General features: G+C 74.6%; 14 protein-coding genes and 3 tRNA genes. 10 read left to right on the forward strand and 7 right to left on the reverse strand.

The window, feature by feature from the left end:
* Positions 1-58: 58 nt before the first annotated feature.
* Positions 59-1,726 carry a methyl-accepting chemotaxis protein gene (locus EBM89_RS01180; protein WP_147463416.1) on the reverse strand — a complete coding sequence of 556 codons (1,668 nt, stop codon included), beginning with the start codon at positions 1,724-1,726 and terminating at the stop codon, positions 59-61.
* A gap of 462 nt (positions 1,727-2,188) precedes the next feature.
* Between EBM89_RS01180 and EBM89_RS21750 the strand changes: the two genes are divergently transcribed.
* Complete coding sequence (locus EBM89_RS21750) at positions 2,189-2,545, forward strand: DUF433 domain-containing protein (RefSeq protein ID WP_199731928.1); 357 nt, start codon at positions 2,189-2,191, stop codon at positions 2,543-2,545.
* The gene (locus EBM89_RS01190) at positions 2,542-2,949 is read left to right on the forward strand and encodes a PIN-like domain-containing protein (protein WP_122147633.1); all 408 of its coding nucleotides are present in this window, start codon (positions 2,542-2,544) and stop codon (positions 2,947-2,949) included. Before EBM89_RS21750 ends, EBM89_RS01190 begins: the two co-directional genes overlap by 4 nt.
* A 20-nt stretch (positions 2,950-2,969) precedes the next feature.
* On the opposite strand, the gene EBM89_RS01195 is transcribed toward EBM89_RS01190, so the two are convergent.
* Positions 2,970-3,052, reverse strand: a tRNA-Leu gene (locus EBM89_RS01195).
* 32 nt (positions 3,053-3,084) lie between these two features.
* A complete protein-coding gene (gene bcp, locus EBM89_RS01200) occupies positions 3,085-3,555 on the reverse strand; it encodes a thioredoxin-dependent thiol peroxidase (protein ID WP_122147634.1) in 471 nt (156 codons plus the stop codon).
* A gap of 132 nt (positions 3,556-3,687) precedes the next feature.
* On the opposite strand from bcp, the gene EBM89_RS01205 reads away from it, so the two are divergent.
* The 5 genes from EBM89_RS01205 to EBM89_RS01225 all read left to right on the forward strand — a co-directional run bounded on the left by EBM89_RS01205 (position 3,688) and on the right by EBM89_RS01225 (position 6,528).
* Positions 3,688-3,984, forward strand: coding sequence for a GroES family chaperonin (locus tag EBM89_RS01205; protein WP_122147649.1), 297 nt, complete (start codon positions 3,688-3,690; stop codon positions 3,982-3,984).
* 80 nt (positions 3,985-4,064) lie between these two features.
* Positions 4,065-4,355, forward strand: coding sequence for a hypothetical protein (locus EBM89_RS01210; protein WP_147463417.1), 291 nt, complete (start codon positions 4,065-4,067; stop codon positions 4,353-4,355).
* A gap of 76 nt (positions 4,356-4,431) precedes the next feature.
* Positions 4,432-4,507, forward strand: a tRNA-Lys gene (locus EBM89_RS01215).
* Between the two features lie 107 nt (positions 4,508-4,614).
* Positions 4,615-4,690: transfer RNA gene (locus tag EBM89_RS01220), tRNA-Lys, on the forward strand.
* A gap of 230 nt (positions 4,691-4,920) precedes the next feature.
* Positions 4,921-6,528: a methyl-accepting chemotaxis protein gene (locus EBM89_RS01225; protein ID WP_122147636.1), complete on the forward strand. Its 1,608-nt coding sequence runs from the start codon at positions 4,921-4,923 to the stop codon at positions 6,526-6,528.
* Positions 6,529-6,630: 102 nt separating this feature from the next.
* Here EBM89_RS01225 and EBM89_RS01230 read toward each other — a convergent pair whose 3' ends face one another.
* The gene (locus EBM89_RS01230; protein ID WP_122147637.1) at positions 6,631-6,846 is read right to left on the reverse strand and encodes a hypothetical protein; all 216 of its coding nucleotides are present in this window, start codon (positions 6,844-6,846) and stop codon (positions 6,631-6,633) included.
* Positions 6,847-7,081: 235 nt separating this feature from the next.
* Here EBM89_RS01230 and EBM89_RS01235 point away from each other — a divergent pair, with 235 nt between their 5' ends.
* Positions 7,082-8,569: a dihydrolipoyl dehydrogenase family protein gene (locus EBM89_RS01235; protein ID WP_122147638.1), complete on the forward strand. Its 1,488-nt coding sequence runs from the start codon at positions 7,082-7,084 to the stop codon at positions 8,567-8,569.
* 67 nt (positions 8,570-8,636) lie between these two features.
* On the opposite strand, the gene EBM89_RS01240 is transcribed toward EBM89_RS01235, so the two are convergent.
* The 3 genes from EBM89_RS01240 to EBM89_RS01250 all read right to left on the reverse strand — a co-directional run bounded on the left by EBM89_RS01240 (position 8,637) and on the right by EBM89_RS01250 (position 11,269).
* The gene (locus tag EBM89_RS01240) at positions 8,637-9,641 is read right to left on the reverse strand and encodes a glycine betaine ABC transporter substrate-binding protein (protein WP_122147639.1); all 1,005 of its coding nucleotides are present in this window, start codon (positions 9,639-9,641) and stop codon (positions 8,637-8,639) included.
* Positions 9,642-9,803: 162 nt separating this feature from the next.
* Positions 9,804-10,562, reverse strand: coding sequence for an ABC transporter permease (locus EBM89_RS01245; protein WP_369408611.1), 759 nt, complete (start codon positions 10,560-10,562; stop codon positions 9,804-9,806).
* Entirely contained in the window at positions 10,559-11,269 is a 711-nt protein-coding gene (locus EBM89_RS01250; protein WP_233571458.1) for an ABC transporter permease, read from the reverse strand. Before EBM89_RS01250 ends, EBM89_RS01245 begins: the two co-directional genes overlap by 4 nt.
* A gap of 97 nt (positions 11,270-11,366) precedes the next feature.
* Between EBM89_RS01250 and EBM89_RS01255 the strand changes: the two genes are divergently transcribed.
* Both EBM89_RS01255 and EBM89_RS01260 read left to right on the forward strand, forming a co-directional pair.
* Entirely contained in the window at positions 11,367-12,374 is a 1,008-nt protein-coding gene (locus EBM89_RS01255) for an ABC transporter ATP-binding protein (protein ID WP_122147640.1), read from the forward strand.
* Between the two features lie 54 nt (positions 12,375-12,428).
* Complete coding sequence (locus tag EBM89_RS01260) at positions 12,429-13,355, forward strand: ATP-grasp domain-containing protein (RefSeq protein WP_122147652.1); 927 nt, start codon at positions 12,429-12,431, stop codon at positions 13,353-13,355.
* Positions 13,356-13,859 lie beyond the last annotated feature (504 nt).

Here is a 13,859-nt window from a genome sequence, read left to right on the forward strand (position 1 = left end):
GAAGCCCCGAGGCCCCCGCACGCCGAGCGTGCGGGGGCCTCGTCGTGTCCGGGGGCGGTCAGTGCCGGAACTGCGCCACCCGGCTGCGCAGGTCGTCGGCCTCGCGGGCGAGCTCGGCGATGGCCGTGCTCATCTGCCCGATCACCTCGGTGCTGGTCGCGGCGGCGGTCGCCACACCGGTGATGGTGGTGGCGATCTCGCCGGAGCCGCTGGCGGCGTCCGCCACCGACCGGGACATCTCCGAGGTCGTGGCGGTCTGCTCCTCGACGGCCGACGCGATCGTCGTCTGGTAGTCGTCGATCTGCGCGATGACGTGCCCGATCTCCGCGATGGCGGCGACGGCGCCCTCGGTGTCGGCCTGGATCGCCTCGACGCGGCGGGCGATGTCCTCCGTCGCCTTCGCGGTCTCGGAGGCGAGCTCCTTGACCTCCCCGGCGACCACGGCGAAGCCCTTGCCCGCCTCGCCTGCGCGGGCGGCCTCGATGGTGGCGTTCAGCGCGAGCAGGTTGGTCTGCTCCGCGATGCTGGTGATGACCTTGACGACGTTGCCGATCTCCGCCGACGAGACGCCCAGGCGCGCGACCTGCTCGTTGGTCGTGGCCGCCGCGGTGGTGGCCCGGCCCGCGACCTGCGCGGCCTCGGCGGCGTTCCGGGCGATCTCCCGGATCGACGCGCCCATCTGCTCGGCACCGGCGGCCACGGTGTGCACGTCCCGGTTGACCTGCTCGGCCGCCGAGGCGACGACCCCGGCCTGCCCGGACGTCTGGTCGGCCCCGGCGACGACCTGCTGCGCCGAGCCCTCGAGCCGGCCCGCGGCGTCCGCGACGGTCTGCGCCGTCAGCACGATGCCGCTCACCGTGTCCCGCAGGGCGGAGGTCGCGGTGTCCAGCGCGGCCGCGGTGCGGCCGATCTCGTCCGCCCCGGTGACCTCGCTGCGCACCGTGAGGTCGCCGCCCGCGAGGGCCTGCGCGGTCGTCGCCACCCGGTCCAGGCGCCGGCTCAGGCGCCGCGCCACGACCACGCCCACGACGGCGGGCAGCACGGCCGCGACACCCAGCGCGATGAACTCGATCAGCACGCTGCGGTCGCCCGCCGCCGTCGCCTCCCGCGCCGCCTCCCGCGCCAGACCCGCCTGGGCGGTGATGAGGTCGTCGATCCGGTCCGCGGCGGCCTGCGCGGCGGTGTCCGCCGCCTCCGAGGCGCCTGCGAGGCTCTGGTAGGTCGTCAGCGCCGTGCGCACCAGGGCGGTCGCGGCCTGCTGGTCCTCGGTCAGCGACGGCATCGCCGCGTACTCGTCCAGCGTCGCCACCGCCTGTGCGACCGCGTCCTGCTGGTCCGACGCCAGGCCCTCGGCCTTGAACGGGTCGCCGTTCTCCACCGCGATCCGGGTCGCGGTGCCGAGCTCCTGCGCACCGCCGAGCTCCGAGCGCACCTGGCTCGCCAGGGTCAGCCCCGCGACGTGCTCGGAGTACATCCGCTCCGTGCGGTCCGTGCTCTGCCAGAGGGTCAGGATCGACACCCAGCCCAGCAGCCCCGTCATCGCGACCGCGATCGACACCGTCAGCAGGATCTTGCCGGTGAAGCCCAGACCGCGGTCCCGGCGGGCCGTGGTCGGCGCCGCACCAGGAAGGCGGTCGTGGCCGCCCGCCGCCGGGGTCGGCAGGGTGTCGAGCCCGCCCACCCGGGGGAGCGCTCGCGTCGTCGCGTGGTCGTGGGTCGCCGTCATCGACCGGCCTCTCGTCGTACCGCCGCAGCCGTCGTCGCCCGCGCGGGAGGCAGACACCTCCCGAGGTTCCGGTCGAACGGGCGAGCCGTTGCCTGAGGAGACGGCGCTCGCGTCACCCGGTCGGACCGCGTCGGTCGGCGCATCCGGGTGGTGAGTGGTCCACCCGGGTGAAGCGACTCTCGTGCACACCTGAGTGGGTGCGGGTCGCTACTGTCGTCGGCGGACCGAGCGGTGGAGGAGGAGGTGGAACGCGATGTCGTTCCCTGCTGACCTGACCGCCGTCCTGACCGGCGCCACCCGGTACCAGCTGCGCAACTGGCGTGCGACCGGCCTGCTCGTCCCGGAGGCGAGCCCCGCTCGGCGACGTCGCCCCAGAAGATCAGGGCGGCCTTCTCGGCGCTCCCGGAGTTCGACCTGACCGACCACCCCGCTCAGTACCGCTTCGCCACCGACGGCAGGTCGGTGGCCGTCGAGACGGACGACGGCTATCTCGACCTCGTGGCGAACAAGGGCTCGGTCCAGCTCTTCACACTGGCGGACATCTACGAGTCGTTCACGACCAAGCAAGGTGTCCAGGTCGTCGACTTCCTGCACCCGCGCCCCCGGCTGCACGTCAGCGCGCGCCGCATGGGTGGCTGGCCGACCGTGGACGACACCCGCGTGACGTTCGACGTGATCGCCCGCGCCGTCGACGGCGTGACGCTCACCGCGGACGACGTCCCCCGCTTCTACCCGGGGGTCAGCCCGGACGGTGCCCACGACGCCGTGGAGCTCGCCTCTGCCGTGGCGGCTGCGGGACGCAGAGCGGTGAGCGGATGAGGTTCCTGCTCGACCAGAACGCGAACACCGGCAGCCTCCCGTCGCTCAGGACGTTCTTCGCCGACCACCACGTCGCCCACGCGAGCGAGCGCGGGTGGGGTGCGCTGGAGGACGTCGACCTGTTCGAGGCGATGGCCGAGGACGGGTTCACGCACCTCATCACGCGGGACCGGAACCAGCTGCGCGATCCCGACGAGCGCGCGGCTCTCCGGGCGCACGACCTGACGTGGGTGGGGGTACGCGACACCCGTGCCGGAGGGCTCCTCGGCCTGTCGATCGAGACGGCGACGCTGCTGACCGGGCTGCCGCACGTGCTCGCCCGGTCTGCGGAGCGAGGCCTCGCCTTCGCGCTGCGCACGATCCCCGCCGAGCCGGCGCAGCGGGTCAAGGTCATCGCGCTCTGACCGGAGCGCGTGACCTCCGGTGCGGGAGACGGGAGTCGAACCCGCACGCCCTCTCGGGCACCAGGACCTAAACCTGGCGTGGCTGCCGTTACACCACTCCCGCCGGCCGCCCCGGGAGGTCCCGGGGCGGGTGGATCAGGCGTCGACGCCGAGCTCGCGCCGCAGGCGGGCGACGTGGCCGGTGGCCTTGACGTTGTACTGCGCGAGCTCCACGGTGCCGTCGGGGGCGACGACGACCGTCGACCGGATGACGCCGGTGACGGTGCGGCCGTAGTTCTGCTTCTCGCCCCAGGCGCCCCACGCCTCCAGCACGGTCTTCTCCGTGTCGGACGCGAGCGGGAAGGGCAGGTCCTGGTCGCGCGCGAACGCGGCGAGCTTGTCGACGCCGTCCGGGGAGACCCCGACGACCCGGTAGCCGTGCGCCGTCAGCGACGCGAGCGAGTCCCGGAAGTCGCACGCCTGGGTGGTGCACCCCGGGGTCGCGGCGGCGGGGTAGAAGTACACGACCACGTGCTCGCCGCGCAGGTCCGACAGCGTCACCGTGCCGCCGTCGGCGGTGGGCAGCGTGAAGTCGGGCGCGGTGTCGCCGACGGCGAGGCGGGGCATGTCGTCTCCTGTGCGGGTTCGGGCGCGCGGGTATCGCGTGCGCGGCGGACGGGCGCCGCCAGCGTACGACGCCCGGGCGGTACCGTCTGCCGGGTGAGCCCTCGCGAGACCGACGCCCCGCTGCCGATCCGGATGCTGAACGACCGCCTGCTGGTCGAGCTCGACGCGGACGCGTCCGAGCGCCGGTCCTCGGCGGGCATCGTCATCCCCGCCACGGCGGCGGTGGGGAAGCGGCTCACGTGGGGCGCGGTGGTCGCGGCGGGGCAGCACGTGCGCCAGGTGGCCGTGGGGGACCGGGTGCTCTTCGACCCGGACGAGCGCGCGGAGGTCGAGCTGGAGGCCCGCACGTACCTGCTGCTGCGGGAGAAGGACGTGCACGCCGTGGCGGCGCCGCGCGACGGCGGGCAGGGCACCGGTCTGTACCTCTGACCTGCACGGAAGCGCCGACCGGGTGCGGTCGTGTTCGCCCTCGGCGTGCACTGTTGCGCGGCGGTGGCGCGGGTGTTCCCATGGTCGCAGGAACGATCGGGGGAGCAGCCGTGGTGGACGACGAGGCGAAGACGGCCGACGGGCGTGACGTGCCCGCGCAGGACGCCGCTGCGGTGATGGACCTGCTCGCCGAGCACGTCCCGCTGACCCTGCTGGCGGACCTGGCCGTGGCCGAGCCCCGGTCGGAGGCGATCCTGCGGGCCGAGGGCCTGCCGGACGACGCCTGGTGGGAGGGCGACGACGCCACCGCGCCGCGCGACGCCGACGTGCCCGTCGACCCGGACGCCACGGCGGACCCGCACCGGGCGTGACCTGCGCCACGACGGCCCTCCGGGGCGGTCGTGGATTGGCCTCGGGCGGCCGGGCGGTGCTACCGTTCTCAACCGCGCGCCATTAGCTCAATTGGCAGAGCAGCTGACTCTTAATCAGCGGGTTCGGGGTTCGAGTCCCTGATGGCGCACCACGCACGAGGCCCCGGCCGACGCTTGACGTCGGACGGGTGCCGTCGTCGTGCGGTGGGGTGACCCGGGTCCGGACCACCCCGCTGACGGTGCTAGCGTTCTGCACCGCGCGCCATTAGCTCAATTGGCAGAGCAGCTGACTCTTAATCAGCGGGTTCGGGGTTCGAGTCCCTGATGGCGCACCACCCACGAGGCCCCCGGCCGGCGCACGACGCCGACGGGGGCCTTCGTCGTCCCTGGGTCGTCCGCCGCGCACGCGGGCGAGGGCGCGGCTCGGGTCGCCGTCGCGGACACGGGTGCCCGGTTCAGGTAGCACCTTTCACCCGGATGGGGGCTCACCCGGCGGCACCGCCGTCCGATCCGACGAGTGGGCCGCAGGACGCGGCCCGCCCCGCTCACGGATGGAGAACCGCCCATGCCCGCTCCCGGTACGACCGCCGCCCCTCGTGCGCGACGGCTCGTCGCGGACCTGCCGATCGGCGCGCGCATCGCCGCCGTGCTCGGCATCCTGGTGGTCGTCGTCGTCGCCATCGCGACCCTCGGCATCGTGCGGCTGGGCGGGCTGCAGACCTCCATCGACAGCCTCGGCCGCGAGGCCATCGAGCCGCAGACCTACCTGGTGAACACGCAGCGCTGGTTCCAGGCGAGCCGCGCGCGGGTGCTGGAGTACGGCATGGTCGCCGAGGCGGACCGCGCGGACATCGCGCAGCAGCGCGCGGACTTCGACGCGGACGCGCTGGAGAACATCGCGGCGTACGAGCCGTTCGTGCTGGACGACGCGGCGTACGCGGCGCTGCAGGACGCCTACGGGCGCTACCAGGCGGCGTCCGCCGACATCCAGGAGTTCGCCGCGGACGGCGCCACGGCGTACCACACGGCCTACGCCGAGCAGGTGCGGCCGATCACCACGGAGATCGGCGACGCGCAGCAGGCGCTCACCGACTCGGTGGCGGCGCAGGCGCAGCAGGGCGTGGCGGACAGCTCCGCGGCGGCGTCCGCGGCGAGCGTGCAGATGATCGTCATCGGCGTGATCGGGGCCATCGCGGCGGCCGCGCTCGGTGTGGTCCTGGTGCGCCGGATCGTCCGCGACCTGGCCCGCGTGCAGCACACGGTCGAGGCGATGGGCGACGGTGACCTGACGGTCGCGGTGGACCTGGACTCGCGGGACGAGCTCGGCCGCATGGCGACCTCGCTCAACGGGGCGCAGGACAAGCTGCGCGCGCTGATGAGCGGCGTCGTGGAGACCTCCCAGACGGTCGCTGCGGCGGCCGAGGAGCTCTCCGCCGCGTCCACCCAGGTCGTCGCGGGCTCGGACGAGACGTCCGCGCAGGCGGGGGTGGTCGCGGCTGCCGCCGAGCAGGTCTCCCGCAACGTGCAGACGGTCGCGGCGGGTGCCGAGGAGATGGGGGCGTCGATCCGGGAGATCGCGCAGAACGCCTCGCAGGCGGCGAAGGTCGCGGGTCAGGCCACGGACGTCGCGGTGGCGACGAACGACCAGGTGACGCGCCTGGGTGAGTCGTCGCAGGAGATCGGGAACGTCGTCAAGGCGATCACGAGCATCGCGGAGCAGACGAACCTGCTGGCGCTCAACGCGACCATCGAGGCCGCCCGGGCGGGCGAGGCGGGCAAGGGCTTCGCCGTCGTGGCCGGTGAGGTCAAGGAGCTGGCGCAGGAGACGGCCAAGGCGACCGAGGACATCGTGCGCCGGGTCGAGGCCATCCAGGCGGACACGGGTGCGGCGGTGGTCGCGATCGGCGAGATCAGCCACATCATCGCGAGCATCAACGACTACCAGCTCACCATCGCGAGCGCGGTGGAGGAGCAGACCGCCACGACGACCGAGATGTCCCGGTCGGTCGCCGAGGCCGCCACCGGGTCGGGGGAGATCGCCACGAACATCACCGGCGTCGCCTCCGCCGCCGCGGAGTCCTCGCAGACGCTCAACCAGATGGGCGGCGCGGTCGCCGAGCTCGCCCGGATGTCGGAGAACCTGCGCGGGCAGGTGTCGCGCTTCCGCTACTGAGCACCGTCCCACGCGTGAGGCCCCGGACCGTCTGGTCCGGGGCCTCGCTGCGTCGTGCGGGGTGCGCGGCCGGTGCGCGGACCGGGTCGCGGGTGCGGGGGCTCAGTCGCCCTCGGGGGCGGGCGCGGACGTGCGGGTCCGCGCGCGGACGTCGTCGGCGATCTGCTGGGCCTGCGCGCTCACGAGCCGGCGCAGGTCCTCGTACCGGCGGTCGACCTCCGCGTCGGTGGCGTCGCTGTCGCGCGCCGCGATCCACGCACGCTTCGCGACGCGGATGTCGGCGTCGGTCACGTCGACGCGCCAGGGGTCGGTGTTCATGGACCCAAGGTCCCACCCGGGTGTGTGCCCAAGCACCGGTTTGGCCCGTTTTCACCCGGTACCGCCACCCTCAAAGGGCTCAATTCACCTGATAGCCGGTCGAAGGAGACATCCTTCAAGTGCCGGTCGAATGATAGGGGCGTCACGTCCCGCACCGCCCTCGACCTGCCGGGAGCGCGCGGAGCGACCACGATGGAGGCACCGCACGCGGATCCCGGACGAACGGAGCGAGGACATGAGCGAGCCCACCCCCCACGACGGCGCCACGCCGGACACCGTCACCTACGACGTCGTCGTGCTCGGCGCCGGTGCGGTCGGGGAGAACGCCGCGGACCGGGCCGGACGGCTCGGGCTGTCGGTCGCCGTCGTCGAGCACGAGCTCGTGGGCGGCGAGTGCTCGTACTGGGCCTGCATGCCCTCCAAGGCGCTGCTGCGCCCCGGAGCGGTGCTCGCAGCCGCCCGCGCGGTCCCCGGTGCTGCCGAGCTCGTCCAGGGCACCCTCGACCCCGCGGCCGTGCTCGCGCGCCGCGACGTGTTCACGTCGCACTGGGACGACCACGGCCAGGTCGAGTGGCTGGACTCCGCCGGCATCGCCCTGCTGCGCGGCACCGCCCGGTTCACGGGCCCGAAGGAGCTGCTGGTGTCGGGGGAGGGCGGCGACACCCGCCTGATCGCCCGGCACGCCGTCGTCGTCGCCACCGGCAGCGAGGCCGTGGTGCCGCCGGTCGCCGGGCTCGCGGAGGCGCAGCCGTGGACCTCCCGCGAGGCGACGGCCGTCGAGGACGTCCCGGCGCGGCTCGCGATCCTCGGCGGTGGCGTCGTCGGCGTCGAGATGGCCGTCGCGTACCGCGACCTCGGCGCCGAGGTGACCCTGCTGGTCCGCGGCGACCGGCTGCTGACCGCCGCCGAGCCGTTCGCGGCCGAGGAGGTCGCGGCCGGGCTGCGGGACCTCGGCGTCGACCTGCGGTTCGGCACGTCGGCCACGGCCGTGCGGCGGGACGCCGACGGCGTGCACCTGACCGTCACCGGCCCGCAGGGCGACGGCCAGGTCGACGCGGACGAGGTGCTGGTCGCGACCGGACGCCGGCCCCGCACCGCGGACCTCGGGCTGGACGTCCTCGGCCTCGACGCCGGGGGCGCGCTCGAGGTGGACGACGCTCTGCAGGTGACCGGGGTGGCGGACGGCTGGCTGTTCGCCGTCGGGGACGTCACCGGGCGCACCGCCACCACGCACCAGGGCAAGTACGACGCGCGCGTCGTCGGGGACGTGGTCGCGGCCCGGTTCTCCGGCGAGGACGCGGCCGAGCAGGCGGCGGCGGAGCGTGACGCGGGGGAGTGGACCCGGTACCGGGCGACCGCCGACCACGCCGCCGTCCCGCAGGTCGTGTTCTCCCGGCCGGAGGTCGCCTGGGTCGGCCGCACCGAGCAGGAGGCCCGCGACGCCGGGCTCCAGGTCCGCGCGGTGCAGTACGCCATCGGGTCGGTCGCCGGGGCGTCCGTCGCCGCCGACGGCTACGCCGGGACCGCGCAGGTGGTGCTGGACGAGGACCGCGGCGTCATCGTCGGCGCCACGTTCACCGGGCCTGACGCGGCGGAGCTGCTGCAGGCCGCGACGGTCGCCGTGGTCGGCGAGGTGCCGCTGGACCGGCTGTGGCACGCCGTCCCCGCCTACCCGACGGTCAGCGAGGTCTGGCTGCGGCTCCTGGAGACCGCGGGCCTCTGACCGACCGCGGGCACGACGGAGGGGGCGGACCCGCGACGGGTCCGCCCCCTCCTGCCGTGCGTGCCGCTCAGGCGGCCAGCGAGCCGTCCGAGGACAGGACCAGGCCCACCGACGCCTCGCCGTTGCGGACCGCGTCACCGATCAGGCCGAAGTCGTACGACGCGAACTCCGAGACGACCACGCCGTAGGTCTCCTCCAGGCCGATCTGGCAGAACGGCCGCTCCGGGCACTCCGCCGGACCGGCGAGCACCACGCCGCCGCCGCAGTTCGCGGCCAGGTCGGACAGGGTCGTCAGGTCGTACTCGGCGGCGAACTCCTCGGTCACCGCGAACGCGTTCTGGTCCTGCGCGGCGGACACCGTGCCGAACGCGAGACCCGCGTCGGCGCCCAGGGTGGTCAGCTCCTCGACGGTGGCGTCGGGGTCGGCCGACGCGACCGGCTCGGCGTCCGCGCCGTTGGCCGCGGTGTTGAGGAACTCGGTCAGCGTCGCCGCGTACTCCGCGGTGACGGTGATCTGCCCGCTCTGCAGCGCCGGGAGGTAGGTCTCGCGGTTGCCGATGGTCTGCACCTCGGCGGTGTAGCCCGCCGAGCGCAGCACGGCCGCGTAGATCTCGCCGAGGGTCGCGCTCTCGGAGAAGTTCGCGGCACCGACGACGACGCTCTTGCCGCTGCCGACCGCGGCGTCCGCGGCGGCCAGGCCCTCGGACTCGACGTACGCGGCGGCGGCCTCGGAGGAGGTCTGCCGGTCGATGTCGACGGCCTTGTTCAGCTGGATGAGCTTGTCGGTGTCCATCGACTCCGACACGGTGTCGAGCAGCGCGACCATCTCCGGGTCGGCCTCGGCGGCCGCGGCGTTGAACGCCGGGATGATGTTGTCGGCGTTCTGCAGGCCCTCGTCGTCCTCGAGCACGACGAGCTGCTGACCCGCGATCGGCTCGCAGACCGTGCCCTCGGCGCCGCCGCCGGACGTCGGGTCGGCGGTGCCGCCGCCGGAGCCGGGGTCGCCGCAGGCGGCCAGCAGGAGCAGGAGCCCCGCCGCTGCGGCGGGGAGGGTGGATCGGCGGATGCTCATGGCTCAGGTCCTTCTGCTCGCGGGGTGTCGCGGACGGTTCGGTGCGGGTGGGCGCGCGGATGGCCCTCTGTCGATCACGGTGCTGGTCGGAGCGCCGTTCATTGCACCGGTGCCGCCGCAGGTCGGCAACCGGGGGACGGGGGTCGGCGGGTCACGATCGGGTCACGACCGTGCGGGGGCGGCGTCGGGTGCGGCGGCCGGGGTGGTCGCGTCGGCGTCGTCGGGGGCGGGACCCCGGCGTCGGCGCGACGCCCGGGCGCGCATCGGCGCCGGGGTGAGGGCGCGCTGCGCGAGCGCGAGCAGCCCCTCGACGGCCAGGCAGAGCACGGCGACCAGCAGGGCGCCGGCCACCACCTGCCCGTAGCGCTGCAGGGCCATGCCCTGCACGATGATCGACCCGAGGCTCGTGCCGCCGACCAGCGCCGCGAGCGGCACGGTGGCGAGCACCTGCGTCGAGGCCGTGCGCAGGCCCGCGCCGATCAGCGGCAGCGCGAGCGGCAGCTCGACCAGCGCCAGGGACCGCCCGCCGGACATGCCGACGCCGCGCGCGGCGTCCCGGACGTCGGCGTCGACCTCCATGAGGCCGGTGAACGTGTTGGACAGGATCGGCGGGACCGCGAACACCGCGACCGCCAGCACCGTGGCGGTGGCCCCGAACAGGCCCGTCGCGGCGAAGATCGTCAGCAGGGCGAAGGTCGGCAGGGCGCGCGAGGTGTTCGCGGCGACCACGGTGATCACGCCGCCCCGTCGCCGGTGCCCCAGCCAGATCCCGAGCGGCAGCGCCACCGCGGCGGCGAGCAGCACCGCCAGGCCGCTGAGGCGCAGGTGCTCGACGGTCAGGGCGAGCACGCCGCGTCGCCCCGTCCAGTTCAGCGGGTCGTTGAGCCAGGCGTAGGCCTCGGTGAGGACGTCCACGCTCACGCCTCCCGTCCGCGTCGGGCCCAGGGCGTGACCGCCCGGCCGACCAGCCAGAGGAACAGGTCCAGCACCAGCGCGAGCGCCAGGCACAGCAGCGTCGCCGTGAGGATCTCCGCGTGGTACTTGTTGTTGCGGAAGCCCCGGAACATGAGGTTGCCGAGCCCGCCGTAGCCGACGACGACGCCGACCGTGACGAGCGCCACGGTCGTGACGGTCGCGAGGCGGATGCCCGCGACGATGGCGGGCAGGGCGTTGGGCAGCTCGACCGTCAGCAGCAGGCGCAGCCGCCCGTACCCGAGGCCGCGCGCGGCGTCCCGGACGCTCTCGTCCACGCCGCCCAGCCCGACCAGCACGTTGCGCACCAGCACGAGCAGCGCGTAGACCACCAGCCCGATGAGCACGGGCGTGCGCCCGATGCCGGTCCACGGCACGAGCACCGTGAACAGGGCCAGCGACGGGATCGTGTAGAGCACGCTGCTGGTGCCGACGATGGGCGCCGCGAGCCGGGGCCGCAGGTGCGCGAGCATGCCCAGCGGCACCGCGATGGCGCACGCGATGAGCACGGCCTGCACGGTCAGGGTCGTGTGCTGCTCCAGCGCGCGGGAGATGTCCGACCAGTTGCGCTGCACGTAGTCCCACGACAGCCAGGGGTTCGCGGCCGGGTCGCCTGCCGCGGCCAGGACGGCGCTCGGGACGTGTGGGCTGGTCACCGCGACGACGCTACCCGGGACCGCCGACACGCGCCCGCCCGTCGGCGACGCCGCCGGACGCCGGGCGGCTGTCGGCGGGCCCCGGTACGGTCGTCGGATGGCCACGGCGATCAGGTTCGAGCACGTCCGCAAGGCGTACGCCGACGGGACGGTGGCGGTCGGCGACCTCTCCCTCGACGTCCAGGAGCACGAGCTGCTGGCCCTCGTCGGCCCGTCCGGCTGCGGCAAGTCCACGACGCTGCGCATGGCGAACCGCCTGGTGGAGCCCACCTCGGGCCGCATCTTCCTCGACGGCGACGACGTCACCGACGTGGACGCCGTCGGCCTGCGCCGCCGCATCGGCTACGTCATCCAGAACGTCGGCCTGTTCCCGCACCGCACCGTCGGCCAGAACGTCGCGACCGTCCCGCGCCTGCTCGGCTGGGACAAGGCGCGCACCCGCGCCCGCACGGGTGAGCTGCTGGAGCTCGTCGGCCTGGAGCCCGGGCGCTACGCCCGCCGCTACCCGCACGAGCTGTCCGGCGGCGAGCGGCAGCGCGTCGGCGTCGCCCGGGCGCTCGCGACCAACCCGCCCGTCCTGCTCATGGACGAGCCGTTCGGTGCCGTCGACCCCGTGGGCCGACGCCGGCTGCAGACCGAGTTCCGCCGCATCCAGTCGGAGATCGGCACCACCGTCATGCTCGTCACGCACGACGTCGACGAGGCCGTGCGCCTCGCCGACCGGGTCGCGGTGCTCAGCCGGGGCGGAGTCCTGGAGCAGCTGTCCGACCCCGTGCGGCTGCTCGCGGCCCCCGCCAGCGCCGCCGTCGCGGACCTCGTCGGCACCGGCGCGGCCGTGCGGCTGCTGGCCCTGGGCACCGTCGAGCGGCGCGACCTGTCGCCCGCCACCGGGACGCCGGGCGACGGGCCGGTGGTCCGCGTCGGGGACCCGCTCGACGCCGCCTTCGCCGCGCTCGCCGCGCAGCCCTCCGGCCGGGTCGCCGTGCACGAGGGGGACGCGGTCGTCGGCGAGCTCGACGCCCCCGGGCTGCTCGCCGCGCTGCACCGGCTGGTCGACGGCGCGCAGGACCGCACCGACGACACCGCGCCGGTGCGGACCGCCTGACCGTCCGGCCCGGTGACCGGCGGCACAGCGCCGTCACCGGGGCGCGTGGGTAGTCTGCCGAGGGTGACCACTCGCATCGCCCTCGCCACCTGCGCCGCCCTGCCGGACCTCGACCCGGACGACGCCCCGCTGGTCGCGGCGCTCCGCGCGCGGGACCTGGAGGTCGAGTCGCCCGTCTGGAACGCCCCGGACGTCGACTGGTCGTCCTACGACGCCGTCGTCGTGCGCTCCACCTGGGACTACACCGAGCGTCCCCGCGACTTCCGCTGGTGGACCCAGCGCGTCGGGCAGTCCTCGCGGCTCATCAACCCCGCGCAGGTGCTCACCTGGAACATCGACAAGATCTACCAGCGCGCCATGGAGGAGGCCGGGCTCCCCATCGTCCCGACCATCTGGATGGACCCGGCCCGCAACTTCAACGCCCGCGCCATCCACACCCGGTTCCCGGCGTTCGGCGAGTTCGTCATCAAGCCGACCATCAGCGCGGGCTCCCGCGACACCGGCCGGTACGACGCCAGCAAGACCCCGTCCCGCGCGCTCGCGATCCAGCACGTGAAGAAGCTCCTGGACGACGGTCGGCACGTCATGGTGCAGCGCTACCTCAAGAACGTCGACACCGTCGGCGAGACCGCGCTCGTCTACTTCGACGGCGAGCTCAGCCACGCCGTGCGCAAGGCCCCGCTGCTCGAGGGCCCCTACCGCGAGGAGGACACCGAGGGCGTCCTCTACAAGGAGGAGGTCATGAGCCCGCGCGACGCCTCCCCGGCCGAGCTCGAGGTCGGGCAGCGCGTCCTCGACGCCCTGCCCCGGCTCATGCAGGGCGTCGAGCAGCCGCTCGCGTACACCCGCGTCGACCTCATCCCCGACGACGAGGGCAACCCGGTCGTCCTGGAGCTCGAGCTCATCGAGCCGAGCTTCTTCTTCGCGCAGGCCCCGGAGGCCGTCGAGAAGTTCGCCGACGCGATCGTCCGCCGCCTCTGACCTGCGCGCGCAGCGGCCGCCGAGGTCGTCAGAAGTCGACGAGGTCGGCACATCCGATGTTCCGACCTCGTCACCTTCTGCCGACCTCGCGGGCCTCGGTCGTGGGGCCGGGGGCGGGGGTCGGGTGCCGCGGGTGCGGCGTCGCGCTGGGTCCGCGTCGGGGTCGGGTGCGCCAGGTCCGGGTGAGGTCGAGTGCTGCGGGCGTGGCGTCGCGTGCGGCGGGTCCAGGTGGGAGTCGGGTGCGCCGGGTCCGGGTCCGGGGTCGCGTGCGCCGGGTCCTGGTGGGGTCGGGTGCTGCGGGCGGGGGTGGACGGTCCGGGGTGCGGCCCCTGGCGGGGCGCATGCCGCTGCCGACCTCGGCAGACGACGTGCCCCCGCAGGGGAGGAACCACCGCCCCGGGTGCGCCGCCCGGGTGCGCCGCCCCGGGAGGGTGTCGCCCTCACCGGGCCGCGTCCGCCCGGCTCCGCCGGGCGCCCGCGCTGCGCCCGCCCTCGCGCTGCGCC

It is taken from the genome of Cellulomonas triticagri, from assembly GCF_003696205.1.
Classification (GTDB): Bacteria; Actinomycetota; Actinomycetes; order Actinomycetales; family Cellulomonadaceae; genus Cellulomonas; species Cellulomonas triticagri.